A 12,566-nucleotide genomic window follows, 5' to 3' on the forward strand; every position below is an offset into this window, starting at 1 on the left:
TCCAGCTCAGTCCTCGAACGCCTCCGGCGGGGGGCAGGTGCAGACCAGGTTGCGGTCTCCGAACGCCCCGTCGATCCGGCCCACCGGCGGCCAGTACTTGTCGGAACCCCGAGCGGAGATGGGGCCGGCGTGCAGCCCGGCCGGGTACGCGGCCAGCCGGCGCGAGTAGGCGTGGGTCCACTCATCAGCGACCAGGCGGCTCTGGGTGTGCGGTGAGTTGACCAGCGGGTTGTCGTCGGCGGGCCAGTGACCCTCCTTCACCCGGGCGATCTCCCCCCGGATGCCGATCATGGCCTCGCAGAACCGGTCCAGCTCCTCCAGGTTCTCCGACTCGGTGGGCTCCACCATCAGCGTGCCGGCCACCGGGAAGCTCATCGTCGGGGCGTGGAAGCCGTAGTCGATCAACCGCTTGGCCACGTCGTCCACGGTGATGCCGCTGGACCGGGTCAGCGGTCGCAGATCGAGGATGCACTCGTGGGCGACCCGACCGTTGCGACCGGTGTAGAGGACCGGGTAGTGCTCGGCGAGGCGGGTGGCCACGTAGTTGGCCGCCAGCAGCGCGTGCTGGGTGGCGCTGCGCAGACCCTCACCCCCCATCATCGCGATGTAGGCCCAGCTGATGGGCAGGATGCCGGCCGACCCGTACGGCGCCGCCGACACCGGACCGGAGCCCTGACCCTGCGCACCCTGGACCTCGACCAGAGGGTGACCCGGCAGGTACGGCGCCAGGTGCGCGCCGACCGCCACCGGGCCGACGCCCGGACCGCCACCGCCGTGCGGGATGCAGAAGGTCTTGTGGAGGTTGAGGTGGCTGACGTCGGCGCCGAAGCGACCGGGCCGGGCCAGGCCGACGAGGGCGTTGAGGTTGGCTCCGTCCACGTACACCTGACCACCGGCGTCGTGCACCAACGCGCAGAGATCGGTGATCCCCTCCTCGAACACGCCGTGGGTGGAGGGGTAGGTGACCATGATCCCGGCCAGCCGGTCGTGATGGGTCTCGACCTTGACCTTCAGGTCGTCGAGATCGACCGACCCGTCGTGGGTGGCCTTGACCACGACCACCGACATGCCGGCCATCACCGCCGACGCGGCGTTGGTGCCGTGGGCCGAGGACGGGATCAGGCACACTGTCCGCTGCTCGTCGCCGCGGTCCCGGTGGTAGCCGCGGATGGCCAGCAGCCCGGCCAGCTCGCCCTGGCTGCCGGCGTTCGGCTGGATGGACACGCGCGCGTAGCCGGTGAGCTCGGCCAGCCAGGACTCGAGCTCGGCGATCAGGGTGGCGTAACCGGTGGCGGCCTCAGCCGGCACGAACGGGTGCAGGTCGGCGAACCCCGGGTACGAGATCGGCTCCATCTCCGCGGTGGCGTTCAGCTTCATGGTGCACGAGCCCAGCGGGATCATGCCGCGGTCGAGCGCGAAGTCACGGTCGGAGAGCGCCCGCAGGTAGCGCAGCATCGAGGTCTCGCTGTGGTGGGTGTTGAACACCGGGTGCGTGAGGTACGCCGACGTCCGGACCTCCCCCAGCCGTGACCTCCCGGAGGAGGTCGGGTCACCACCGACGGGGAACGCGGCGCGGACCGCGGTGAGGTCCGCCACGGTCGCGTCCTGACCGACCGAGATGCCGACGTGGTCGGCGTCGACCAGCCGCAGGTGCACCCCGGACTCCCGGGCCGCCCGGACGACCTCGGCGGCCCGACCCGGCACCGAGGCCAGCACGGTGTCGAAGAACGCCTCGTGCACCACCTCGATGCCACCGGCGCTCAGGTCGTCGGCCAGCGCCGACGCCGCCCCGTGCACGGCGGTCGCGATCGCCGCGAGCCCACGAGGGCCGTGGTAGACGGCGTACATGCTGGCGGTGACCGCCAGCAGCACCTGGGCGGTGCAGATGTTGGAGGTCGCCTTCTCCCGCCGGATGTGCTGCTCGCGGGTCTGCAGGGCCAACCGGTACGCCTGCGTCCCGTCCACGTCGCGGGAGACACCGACCAACCGGCCGGGCAGGGACCGCTCGAGCTTGGTCCGGACGGAGATGAAGCCCGCGTGCGGACCGCCGTAGAACAGCGGCACCCCGAGGCGCTGGCTGGACCCCACGGCGATGTCGGCGCCCCACTCCCCCGGCGGCGTCACCGCGGTCAGGGCGAGCAGGTCACAGGCCGCGATCACCTCGGCGCCCTTGGCGTGAGCGGCCTCGGCGACCGCCCGCAGCTCGTCGGTGCCGGCCAACCGGCCGCTGGCCCCGGGCGTCTGGACCACGACGGCGAACGGGTCGCTCGCCCGTACGGCGGACAGCAGGTCTCCCTCGGCCACCTCGACCGCCAGACCCAGGGCCTCGGCCCGGGTCGAGACGACCGCGATCGTCTGGGGCAACGTGTCGGCGTCCAGCAGCAGGACCGAGCCCGTCTTCGTGGTCCGGCGGGCCAGGGTCATCGCCTCGGCCACCGCCGTCGCCTCGTCCAGCAGGCTGGCCCCGGCGATCGGCAGCCCGGTCAGGTCCGCGACCAGGGTCTGGAAGTTGAGCAGCGCCTCCAACCGGCCCTGGCTGATCTCCGGCTGGTACGGCGTGTACGCCGTGTACCAGGCGGGATCCTCGAGCACGTTGCGCCGGATCACGGCCGGCGTGACCGTGCCGTGGTAGCCGAGCCCGATCATCGCCCGACCTGGTCGGTTCTGGGCCGCGAGGTCGCGGAGCCGGCTCATCGCCTCCGACTCCGACAGCGGTGGCGGCAGCTCCAGCGGGGCGGTCTCGGTGATGGCCGCCGGCAGGGACTGGGCGACCAGGTCGTCGAGATCGGTGGCCCCGATCGCGGCGAGCATCGCGTCGCGCTGGTGGCTCTGGGGTCCGATGTGGCGGGAGGCGAAGGTCTCCAGGTCGTTGGCGGACGGTTCCGTGTCCATGGCAAGCTCCTGTCAGGGACCCCCTCTGTCACCGGACGGTTCCAGAGTTGCCATCGCAGCGAGGTCCGGGTGCCTGAGAGGTTCCGGGGAGTTGCCCCTTCGGCGCCACCTGCGCGTCGTCGAGCCGGATGGTCTCTCCCACGCTGCTTCACCAGCAGCGTTCACCTTACCCAACGGAGCCGGGGGCCCCGACCGGTGCGGGTCAGCCGGCGACGCGGGCCCGGCGACGCCGGGTGAGGTCGTCCTCGGCCACGGAGCCGGCGGCGGGCGCCTCGGCGTCGGGCGCCTCGGCCCGCTCGGCCGGCAGGTCCAGCAGGGTGCCCTCGATGTCGCGCCAGACGCCGCCGAGAGCGATCCCGAACACGCCCTGACCGCCACGGAGGAGATCGATGACCTCGTCGTCGGAGGTGCACTCGAAGACCGACACCCCGTCGCTCATCAAGGTGACCTCGGTGAGGTCCTGGACCCCGCGGGCCCGCAGGTGCTCGATCGCGGTGCGGATCTGGTTCAGCGAGATGCCCGCATCCAGCAGCCGCTTGATGACCTTGAGCAGCAGCACGTCGCGGAAGCTGTAAAGCCGCTGCGAGCCGGAGCCGGAGGCACCGCGCACCTCGGGCACGACCAACCCGGTCCGAGCCCAGTAGTCGAGCTGGCGGTAGGTGATGCCGGCCGCGTTGCACGCCACCGGACCGCGGAAGCCGATGTTGGCCGGCATCGGGGAGAAGTCGCCGTCGAACAGCAGACCCTGGGCATCAGCCATCGCATCGGAGCCGTCGACCTCGGCAGCCTCGCCCGATCGAGTCTTCGGCATGTCGCTGGTGCCCACAAACGCCTCCATTCGCCCCGAACCCGATCGATGAAATGTCGTCCGGGAGATCTCGCACCTGGAACGCTACGACCGCCTCCGACGGACGGTCAACGACACGCCGCACCACACGGACCCCGCCGACCAACTCTCAAGTGAGAGTCCAGGGGCCCTCCTGGTCAGGTCTTGGGCCCGTCCCCGGTGACGAAGTCGTCGGGGTTGACCTGGTCCAGGAACTCGCGGAACTTCTCGACCTCGTCCTCTTCCTGCTCGGGCATCTCGATGCCGGCCTCGTCCAGGACGTCCTCGGCGCAGTAGATGTCCGACCCGATCCGCAGCGCCAGGGCTATCGCGTCGGACGGCCGGGCGCTGATCTCCACCCCGTCGACCAGCAGCACGGCGTAGAACGTGCCGCCGGTGAGCTCGGTGATGTGCACCTCCGTCAACCGGTGGCCCAAGGTGCTCAGGGCGTCGACCATCAGGTCGTGGGTCAACGGACGCGGCGGCACCACGCCCTCCTGGGCGTTGGCGATGGCCGAGGCCTCACCGGCGCCGATCCAGATCGGCAGATAGCGCACGCCACCCACCTCGCGCAGCAGCACCATCGGGTTGTTGGACGGCATCTCCACACGGACGCCGACCACGTCGAGTTCCCGCATGCGCCCACACTACTTGCCGGGTGCGCGGTCACAAGAGCGGGCCGAACCGTCACTTCTCCAGCCCGCTGCGCACCAGCGCAGCGTGGAAGTTGATCACCAGCGAGAGCACCTCGGCGACCACGTCGCCGCGTCCCTCGGAGCGTCGCAGATAGGGCGCGATGGCCTGCTCGACCATCCCGATCTCGCGGTCGGCGGCCATCTTGAACGCGCGCAGGTGCCGGCCGTCCATGCCGTAGTCCGACAGCCGCTTGGCCGCCGTGGCCAGGGTCAGGGCGTCGCGACCGTAGTAGGCGGTCCCCCGCCGGGGGGTGACGATGTTGTTGCGCTCCAGCTCCATCAGCGCGGACTCCGACAGCCCACTGGCCTCGAGCAGGTCCTTGCGGGACAGGCGCAGCGGCTGACGGGAGGGCGGGGTCGGCGAGCTGGGTGCCGGCGTCGTCGCCCCGGCGTCGCCGGTGGAGGTCTCCGTGGACGCGGACGCCGTCGAGGCGCCGGGATCGACGGGGGTCGCACCGGCGGGGAGCAGACCGGCCCGACCGGGAGGCGCCTCGCCGCGGTCGATCAGCGACAGGTGCTCGCGGATCACCTTCAGCGGCAGGTAGTGGTCGCGCTGCACGGTCAGCACGTACCGCAGCCGCTCGATGTCGGACTCCACGTACCGGCGGTAGCCCGACGGCGCCCGCTCCGGGGTGACCAGCCCCTCCGTCTCCAGGAACCGGATCTTGGAGATGGACACGTCGGGGAAGTCGCCCTTCAACGCCGCCAGCACCTGGCCGATGCTGCGCACCTGGTTCCGCGGCACCTGCGCCCTCGGCGCCGGGCGGCCGTCGAGCTCGCCCACCGGGCGGCCGTGGTCGTCGGGGCTGACGGTCATCGAGTCCCCTATCCGCCGCCCTGGGGACTGGCGAAGTAGATGAGTCGGAACTTGCCGACCTGCACCTCGTCGCCGTGCCGCAGCAAGGTGGAGTCCACCAGGTCCTTGTTGACGTACGTCCCGTTCAGACTGCCCCGGTCGGTCAGCACCGTCCCGTCCGGGGTGCGGGTGAAGGTCGCGTGCCGACGCGACACCGAGATGTCGTCCAGGAAGATGTCGGAGTCCTGGTGCCGCCCCGCCGAGACCTGGTCGGTGTTCAGCAGGAAGCGGCTGCCGGCGTTGGGCCCGCGCTGCACGATCAGCAGCGCCGACCCCCGCGGCAGGGCGTTGACCGCTGCCTCGTCCTCGGCGGACAGACCCTCGACGTCGGCGTCCGGCACCACCGCCGAGACGGTCACCGGCGGGATGGTCCGGGTGGTGTCGCCGGTCGAGGAGCGTGGGGCCGAGCTCGGGCTCGCGGGGGAGGTCTGGCTGAGGGGTGACGCGGCGGAGTCCGGCCGCAGCGCGGACCCGCACTGGCCGCAGAAGTTGCTGCCCTCCGGGTTGTCGTGACCGCAGTTCCTGCAGAACGGCATGACCCTCGTCCTCCTCACCGGTGCCGACGCGGCGCACCTCGCGCCGCGGTTGATCTCAACGTGTGGTGGAGAGTCTAGGGTGAAACTCTCTCACTCACGGTCAGGCTTCGACTTCCTCGGCGTACGCATCGGCGTCGAGCAGGTCGTCGAGATCCGCCTCGGAGGCGATCTCCAGCTCGAACAGCCACCCGTCGCCGTACGGGTCAGCGTTGATCGTCTCGGGATTGGCCTCCAGCAGCGGGTTGACCGCTGACACCACGCCGGTCACCGGGCAGAAGATGTCGGACACGCTCTTGGTGGACTCCAGCTCGCCGCAGGCGTCGCCGGCGGCCACGTCCTCACCGACCGACGGGGGCGTCACGAACACGATGTCGCCGAGCTGCTCGGCGGCGTACTCGGTGATCCCGACCCGCACCGTCGCGCCGTTGCCGCTGCGCACCCACTCGTGCTCGCTGGTGTACTTCAGGTCTTCGGGGTAGTCAGGCACAACGCGCTCCTGGAGATCGGGGTGGTGGCGTCCAGCCGCTCGCCGGTCACCGTGGGGTGGGTGCGGCAGACGCTGGCCGAGCGTACTGATTCTCCTCCGGGCTGTGCAAGGACGTGATCTCGACCTCGTCGCGACGCTCGATGGTCACCGAGCCGCCGATCCGCGGGCCGGTGATCTCGCTGACCAGGCCGCCACGGAACCGGGCCCCCTCCTCGAGGCTGTGGGAGTCCCCGATCGCCTCCAGGGTGATCGGCCGCTGCAGCCGCTGGCCGTCCAAGATCAAGGTTGTGCCGTCGGAGGCGAACCAGGTCGAGGCGACCACGCGGACCTGGTCGTTGAACTCGATCACCTCGGCACCGGCGTCCCGCATCTCCTGCACCGCGTCGAGCAGCACCTGGGCGGTCACCTTCTGCCCGGGGTCGGAGATCCGCATCACGATCCCCTGCCCCTTCGCCGGCCCCGTGCCGGCCAGGATCGACAGCTCGGCCAGTCGCTGCTCCGACTCCTCCTGGGCCACCCGCCGCGAGTCGGCCCCGCTCTGCAGGGTGGTGCGGGTCTGCTGCAGCTCGGCGATCTCGTTCTCCAGCCGCCGGGACTCCGAGCCCAACCCGTCGAGGATCTGGATCAGGTCCTCGCGGCGGGCGTTGGTGTAGGCGTCGTCGGCGGAGCTCAACCGGATCTGGGTCGCCCCGCCCACACCGACCACGAACAAGATGACGGCCGCGATCACCTGACCCCGACCGGGGTGGGCCAGCGCCTGCCAGAGTCGGCCGGGCCCGGTGGCCGGCTTCGGGCCGGCGTCGGCCGTGGTGGCGTCGGCCGCGGCGGCGCGGCGGGGCCTCGGCGACGGTTCAGGCATGGAACAGGGCCCGTCGGATCGCGGCGGCGTTGGTGAAGATGCGGATGCCGAGGACCACGACGACGGCGGTGGAGAGCTGCGAACCGACCCCGATCTGGTCGCCGATCCAGACGATCAGGGCGGCGATCAGCACGTTGGAGATGAACGAGGTGACGAACACGCGGTCGGAGAAGATCCCCTCCAGGTACGCGCGGAAGGCGCCGAACAGGGCGTCCATGGCCGCCACGATCGCGATCGGCAGGTACGGCTGCAGGACCAGCGGCAGCGACGGCTCGAGCAGCAGCCCGACAGCGATCCCGATCAGCAGACCGATCAACGGCAGCATCGGTCCTCCATCCTGGTCCGGTCGAGCCCGGTCATCGGGCCGGCCGGGCGTATCGGAGCACGATGCCGGGATCGGCGTCGAGGGTCAACTCATCCACGCCGGTGAGGGTGAAGGACATGCCGCGGTTGCGGGACAGGTCGTTCCACCACGCGCCGGCACTGGTCTGGGTGAAGGAGGCGGGCAGCGTACGGGCGTCGCCGACGGCCTCGATCCGGTAGGGCCGGGTCAGCGAGCGGTAGTCCACGGTGATCGCCTGACCCGCCCCGCGGATCGCGGTCAACGGGGACAGCCGGTGCCCGTTCACCGCGACGGCCTCGGCGCCGGACTCCCAGAGCCCGTTGACCAGGATCTGCAGGTCCAGGTCGAGGACCCGGTCGCTGGGGTCGGCGTCGGAGCCAGGGGCGTCGTCGACGGTGATCACGATGCCGGGACCGGCCACGGCCACCGTGCCGACACCCACGCCCAGCCGGTCGATCTCGGCCAGCCGGGCCTCGGCCGCGGTGTCGCCGGCGGCCGCGGTCGTCCGCAGCCGGCCGATCTCGGCGTCCAGTGCCGCCACCTGCTCCCGTTGCGCATCCAGGGTGGTCTCGGCCGCCCCGATGCGGGCGATGAGCTCCTGCCGCTCGGTCGCGAGCACCGGTGCCCGTTGGGTGTTCTGCACCGCGCCGATGGCGAAGAGCGCGCCGGCCAGCACCGTGGCCAGGGTCAGGGCCCACCGCAGCGGGCGCCGCCGGCGTCCTGGGTCGGCCGGCTCCCCCCGGGCCGCCACCACGGCGTAGTCGGGGTCGATCGGCTGCTCGGTGATCTGCCGGAGCAGGTCCATGCTGGCGTCGAGCCGCCGGCCCTGCGTCGGCGCGCTCAAGCCCACCCCGCCGTCATGCGGCAACCCGTTCGGTGCGGAGCAGGTCGACGGTCTGCCGGACGTAGAGGATCCCGGCCCACCAGTAGAGTCCGGTGCCCCACAGCGCGAAAGCCCAACCGACGACCCGGGCCATCAGCGAGGCCGTGCCGTCGGCGGCCCCGAGCAGCACCAGCGGGAAGGCGTAGAGGAGACAGAACGTGGCGGCCTTGCCCAGGAAGTGCACCGGCAGCGCGGCGTAGCCGCGGGTGCGCAGCAGCGGCACGAGCAGCGTGATCATCACGTCACGGGCGGCGAGCACGATCACCAGCCACCAGGGGATGATGCCGCGCACCGCCAGGCTGCCGATGATGGCCAGGATGTAGAGCCGGTCGGCGACCGGGTCGAGCAGCTGCCCGACCCGCGAACGCTGGTTCCAGGCCCGGGCCAGATAGCCGTCCAGCCAGTCGGTGAACCCGGCGACCACCAGCACGGCGACGGCCCAGCCGTCAGCTCGCGGACCGAGGATCAGCCACACGACCAGGGGCACCCCGAGCAGCCGCAGGAAGCTCAACGCGTTCGGGATCGTCCAGACCCGGTCCACGTCGTAGCTCACCACCTCGGACGTCCCCACCGGGTCAGGGTAGTTCTCGCCGCCCGCAGCGGTCGTCAGGACTCGGCCATCTCGAAAGCGCGCATCCCGGCGACCCCCGGGCGTCGGGTCCGCACCGAGGCCGCCACCGCGTCGTTGTGCAGTCGTCGGGCCAGCGCGGCCCGGTCCCGGTCGACCCTGAGCTCGGCCAGGTCGGCCCGCGCCAACCGCCGGCTCAGATCGCTCTCGGCCCACTCCCGGTGGGGTTGGGGTACGTCGTCGGCGGCCGCGGCCAGAGCCGCCCGGGCCGCCCGGTGCACCCCGTCGGCGGACGGATCGCGTGGATCCGGGCCGGACACCTCGATCGCCCGCCGGGCGCGACGGATCAGGGCGTCGTCCAGCGCGGTCCAGGTGCGCCGGACCCGGTCGGGCCGGTCGCGGGCGGGCCGGTCGCGGTCAGGCCGGTCGCGGGCGGGCCGGTCGCGGGCGGGCCGGTCGCGGGCGGGGCCCCCGTCGCCGGGTCGTCCGGCGACTGCCAGGTAGACCTGCTCGATCTCCGGTGCCACCCGGGACCAGTCGTAGCGCAGCGACCGGCGTCCGGCCCCGGGCTGTCGGCGTTCGCCGTCGCGCAGCACGGCGACGACCGCGTGGGCGAGCGCGCCGGGATCGCCGCGCCGGAAGATCCCCCCGAGCGGCGCACCGTCGGCGACGCCGAGCAGGTCGACGAAGGCGGGCAGGTCGGAGGCGACCACCTCGGCGCCGGCCGCCAGCGCCTCCAGCACCACGATGCCGAAGCTCTCGCGGGCCACCTGCGGGGCCACGAACACGTCGGTGCCGGCCAGCAGCGCTCGTTTGGTGGTCTCGTCGACGCCGCCGAGCACCCGGCAGTCCGACCCCAGGGCCGACCGCGCGGGAGGTGCCCCGTGCCCGGCCAGGCACACCTCCAGGTCGCCGACGGCGGCCCGGATCGCGGGCAGCGCGGCCAACAGCACCGACAGCCCTTTGCGCGGCTCGTCCAGCCGACCGAGGAAGGTGATCCGCGGCCGGTCACCGCCCCGCCACGGGCCGGGTCGAACCACCGAGGGCAGCGTCGACCGGAAGGACACGTGGTCGAAGCCGTTGGGGATGACCAGCGGGTCGCGGCCGAGGTGCCGGACGACCACGTCCCGGGCCGGTTCGGAGACGGCGATCCCTGCGTCGATCTTCTCGATCAGCCGGCGGAGAGCGTCGCCGGCGACCTGCATGGTGCGGGAGCGGGGCGTGGCGGTGTGGTGGGTGGCGACCACCGGGACCTCGGTCAGGCGCAGCGCCTGCAACGAGATCGACGGGGTGATCGGCTCGTGCAGGTGGACCAGGTCGAAGTCACCGTCCCGCAGCCACCGCCGGACCCGGCCTGCCGTCACCGGTCCGAAGCTGACCCGGGCCACCGAGCCGTTGTAGGGCACCGGCAGCGCCGGACCGGCGGAGGTGAAGTCCAGCTCGGGATCCAGGGCGGGCAGGTCGCCCGGGGCCAGCACCGCGGGGCGGTGGCCGAGACCCTGGAGAGCCTCGGCCAGACCGAGCACGTGGTTCTGGACCCCGCCCGGACGGTCGAAGGAGTAGGGACAGACCAGCCCGATCCGCAGCCCGCTCACCGGGCGATCTCCGGACGGGCGAAGAACCGCTGCAGCATCGGCCAGTCCTGGGGCTGTCGGGCGATCGCGGCGGCGAAGTGGTCGGCGGTCTGCTGAACCATCGACTGCAGCCCGTCGGAGCCGTCGGCGGGTCGGATCTCCGGCCCGAGGTCGATGATCATCCGGGTGCTGTCCACGAACTGGCAGACCCCAGGGATCAGGGCCGCGCCGGTCCGGCGGGCCAGCAGCGCCGGACCGGCGGGCATCCGGACCGGGTGCCCGAGCCAGTCGACCGTCACGCCACTGCGGGTGAGGTCGCGGTCGCCGATCAGGCAGACCGTCCGGCCCCGGTGCAGCGCATCGGCCAGTCGGCGCATCACGTCCGGCTCGGTGTGGCCGATCGGTTCCATCCCCAGCCCCCGGCGGAAGGCGAGGAAGTCGGCGTACGCGTCCGGATCGAGCACCTCGACCACCGTCGTCACGGGGAACCCGCTCAGGCAGGCCCAGGCCCCGGCGAGATCCCAGTTCCCGCTGTGGGGCAGCACCACGATCGCCCCGGACTCCGCCTGCCGCCGGCGCAGCCGGGGCGCCTCGGCGACGTGCACCCGGGAGACGATCGCGTCCGGCCGCCAGCGCGGCAGGGCCAGGACCTCGGTCAGCGTCCGCAGGTAGGAGCGGAGTGCCGCGGCCACCAGCCGGTCGTCAGCGGGGCGTCCGGAGGCGAGACTCAGGTTGTGCCGCAACGTGGTCAGGTGCGGACCGTGGGTGCGGGCGACCGCCGCCGCGCCGACCGCGATCGGCCCGCGCAGCAGCCCCGGGGGCACCGCACCCAGCGTGGTCCAGCCGGCCCGGTAGATCCCACGGACGGCCCGGTCCCGCCAGGTCACGCCGGCGCCTTGGCCTGCCGGTAGACCGAGCGACTGCGTTGTCCGACGGTGACCAGACCGGCGGCGGCGAGGAAGACCACGGCGATCTCCAGCACGTAGGGCACCCCGAACCCGGCCAGCAGCGCCCCGGCCAGGATGATCAGCAACCGGTCGGCCCGGGCGGCGATCCCCCCGTCGGCCCGGAACCCCAGGCTCTCGGCCCGGGCGCGGACGTAGGAGGTCAGCTGACCGAGGATCAGCGCAGCCAGGGTGAAGCCCGCCCACACCGGTTCCTGCTGCTGGTAGGCGAAGTAGAGCAGCAGGCCGCCGAAGACGGCGCCGTCACCGAGCCGGTCGAGGCTGGAGTCGAGGAACGCGCCCCAGGACGACGCCGATCCGCTCAGCTTGGCCATCAGACCGTCGAGCATGTCGGCGAGCACGAAGAAGGTGACCACCACCGTGCCCTGCCACAACCAGCCGTTCGGGTAGCACACCAGTGCGCCCAGCATCACGCCGAGAGTGCCGATCGCGGTGACCGCGTCCGGGGACAGACCGCGGCGGTTGAGGAAGACGGCGAGGGGGGTGATCAGCCGCGACGCCGCGGCCCGGAAGCGCTCCAGCATCAGGCGGTCCGGGAGTCGGGCCAGGCGGCGTGCAGCAGCTCCCAGGCCTGCTCGAGCAGCTGCGGCACCGCCTTGGTCTGGGCCACCACGGGCAGGAAGTTGGCGTCACCGCTCCAGCGCGGCACCACGTGCTGGTGCAGGTGGGCGGCGATCCCGGCGCCGGCCACCGCGCCCTGGTTGACGCCGAGGTTGAAGCCGTCCGGGCCGCTGACCGACCGGGTCACCCGCATCGCCTGCTGGGTGAGCGCACCGATCTCGGCCAGCTCGTCGGTGGTCAGGTCGGTCAGGTCGGCCACGTGCCGGTACGGGCAGACCAGCAGGTGCCCCGGTGAGTACGGGTAGAGGTTCAAGACCGCGTACGCCAGGGTGCCTCGGTGGACGATCAACGCGTCCCGGTCGCTGCGGGCCGGGATGGTGCAGAAAGGGCAGTCCCGGGCCCCCGACGTGGCCGGCTTGTCCTGGCCGCCGATGTAGACCATCCGGTGCGGGGTCCACAGCCGCTGGAACGGATCCGGCACCCCGGGGCGGTCCCCCGGGTCCTCGATCTCCACCATCTGC

The 12,566-nt window shown here is 72.3% G+C and carries 14 protein-coding genes and 1 riboswitch; all 14 genes read right to left on the reverse strand.

The features are described from left to right. Positions 1 to 6 precede the first annotated feature (6 nt). Complete coding sequence (gene gcvP, locus ABD714_RS06555) at positions 7 to 2,892, reverse strand: aminomethyl-transferring glycine dehydrogenase (RefSeq protein WP_344811501.1); 2,886 nt, start codon at positions 2,890 to 2,892, stop codon at positions 7 to 9. Positions 2,893 to 2,943: 51 nt separating this feature from the next. Beyond that, a riboswitch (glycine riboswitch) is annotated at positions 2,944 to 3,043 on the reverse strand. Between the two features lie 51 nt (positions 3,044 to 3,094). Next, complete coding sequence (locus ABD714_RS06560; protein WP_425562355.1) at positions 3,095 to 3,703, reverse strand: MerR family transcriptional regulator; 609 nt, start codon at positions 3,701 to 3,703, stop codon at positions 3,095 to 3,097. 173 nt (positions 3,704 to 3,876) lie between these two features. Further along, positions 3,877 to 4,356: a bifunctional nuclease family protein gene (locus ABD714_RS06565; protein ID WP_344811502.1), complete on the reverse strand. Its 480-nt coding sequence runs from the start codon at positions 4,354 to 4,356 to the stop codon at positions 3,877 to 3,879. Between the two features lie 49 nt (positions 4,357 to 4,405). After that, a complete protein-coding gene (gene ftsR, locus ABD714_RS06570) occupies positions 4,406 to 5,158 on the reverse strand; it encodes a transcriptional regulator FtsR (RefSeq protein WP_344811757.1) in 753 nt (250 codons plus the stop codon). 80 nt (positions 5,159 to 5,238) lie between these two features. After that, positions 5,239 to 5,805, reverse strand: a complete 567-nt coding sequence (locus tag ABD714_RS06575; protein ID WP_344811503.1) for a double zinc ribbon and FHA domain-containing protein — start codon at positions 5,803 to 5,805, stop codon at positions 5,239 to 5,241. A 100-nt stretch (positions 5,806 to 5,905) separates the two neighbouring features. Continuing rightward, complete coding sequence (gene gcvH / locus ABD714_RS06580; protein ID WP_344811504.1) at positions 5,906 to 6,292, reverse strand: glycine cleavage system protein GcvH; 387 nt, start codon at positions 6,290 to 6,292, stop codon at positions 5,906 to 5,908. 46 nt (positions 6,293 to 6,338) lie between these two features. Beyond that, complete coding sequence (locus tag ABD714_RS06585; RefSeq protein WP_344811505.1) at positions 6,339 to 7,151, reverse strand: DUF881 domain-containing protein; 813 nt, start codon at positions 7,149 to 7,151, stop codon at positions 6,339 to 6,341. Beyond that, positions 7,144 to 7,476, reverse strand: a complete 333-nt coding sequence (locus ABD714_RS06590) for a small basic family protein (RefSeq protein ID WP_344811506.1) — start codon at positions 7,474 to 7,476, stop codon at positions 7,144 to 7,146. Before ABD714_RS06590 ends, ABD714_RS06585 begins: the two co-directional genes overlap by 8 nt. Before the next feature lie 31 nt (positions 7,477 to 7,507). After that, positions 7,508 to 8,338, reverse strand: a complete 831-nt coding sequence (locus tag ABD714_RS06595; RefSeq protein WP_344811507.1) for a DUF881 domain-containing protein — start codon at positions 8,336 to 8,338, stop codon at positions 7,508 to 7,510. A 13-nt stretch (positions 8,339 to 8,351) separates the two neighbouring features. Further along, positions 8,352 to 8,987, reverse strand: coding sequence for a cardiolipin synthase ClsA (gene clsA, locus ABD714_RS06600; protein WP_425562356.1), 636 nt, complete (start codon positions 8,985 to 8,987; stop codon positions 8,352 to 8,354). Next, positions 8,984 to 10,540: a glycosyltransferase gene (locus tag ABD714_RS06605; protein ID WP_344811509.1), complete on the reverse strand. Its 1,557-nt coding sequence runs from the start codon at positions 10,538 to 10,540 to the stop codon at positions 8,984 to 8,986. The genes clsA and ABD714_RS06605 overlap by 4 nt, the downstream gene beginning before the upstream one ends. Next, positions 10,537 to 11,406 (reverse strand): phosphatidylinositol mannoside acyltransferase, encoded by an 870-nt coding sequence (locus ABD714_RS06610; protein ID WP_344811510.1) that lies wholly within the window; start codon positions 11,404 to 11,406, stop codon positions 10,537 to 10,539. Before ABD714_RS06610 ends, ABD714_RS06605 begins: the two co-directional genes overlap by 4 nt. Continuing rightward, complete coding sequence (gene pgsA / locus ABD714_RS06615; protein ID WP_344811511.1) at positions 11,403 to 12,008, reverse strand: phosphatidylinositol phosphate synthase; 606 nt, start codon at positions 12,006 to 12,008, stop codon at positions 11,403 to 11,405. Before pgsA ends, ABD714_RS06610 begins: the two co-directional genes overlap by 4 nt. After that, positions 12,008 to 12,562 (reverse strand): HIT family protein, encoded by a 555-nt coding sequence (locus ABD714_RS06620; RefSeq protein ID WP_344811512.1) that lies wholly within the window; start codon positions 12,560 to 12,562, stop codon positions 12,008 to 12,010. Before ABD714_RS06620 ends, pgsA begins: the two co-directional genes overlap by 1 nt. Positions 12,563 to 12,566 lie beyond the last annotated feature (4 nt).

The sequence above is a fragment of the Microlunatus aurantiacus genome, assembly GCF_039536605.1.
GTDB lineage: Bacteria > Actinomycetota > Actinomycetes > Propionibacteriales > Propionibacteriaceae > Microlunatus > Microlunatus aurantiacus.

What these genes read in the sequence shown, in the direction of transcription:
- pgsA (WP_344811511.1), bottom strand. Translation starts at nt 12,008, where the DNA reads ATGCTGGAGCGCTTCCGGGCCGCGGCGTCGCGGCTGATCACCCCCCTC.
- ABD714_RS06620 (WP_344811512.1), bottom strand. Translation starts at nt 12,562, where the DNA reads ATGGTGGAGATCGAGGACCCGGGGGACCGCCCCGGGGTGCCGGATCCG.
- ABD714_RS06560 (WP_425562355.1), bottom strand. Translation starts at nt 3,703, where the DNA reads ATGCCGAAGACTCGATCGGGCGAGGCTGCCGAGGTCGACGGCTCCGAT.
- ABD714_RS06565 (WP_344811502.1), bottom strand. Translation starts at nt 4,356, where the DNA reads ATGCGGGAACTCGACGTGGTCGGCGTCCGTGTGGAGATGCCGTCCAAC.
- ABD714_RS06590 (WP_344811506.1), bottom strand. Translation starts at nt 7,476, where the DNA reads ATGCTGCCGTTGATCGGTCTGCTGATCGGGATCGCTGTCGGGCTGCTG.
- ABD714_RS06575 (WP_344811503.1), bottom strand. Translation starts at nt 5,805, where the DNA reads ATGCCGTTCTGCAGGAACTGCGGTCACGACAACCCGGAGGGCAGCAAC.
- gcvP (WP_344811501.1), bottom strand. Translation starts at nt 2,892, where the DNA reads ATGGACACGGAACCGTCCGCCAACGACCTGGAGACCTTCGCCTCCCGC.
- ABD714_RS06585 (WP_344811505.1), bottom strand. Translation starts at nt 7,151, where the DNA reads ATGCCTGAACCGTCGCCGAGGCCCCGCCGCGCCGCCGCGGCCGACGCC.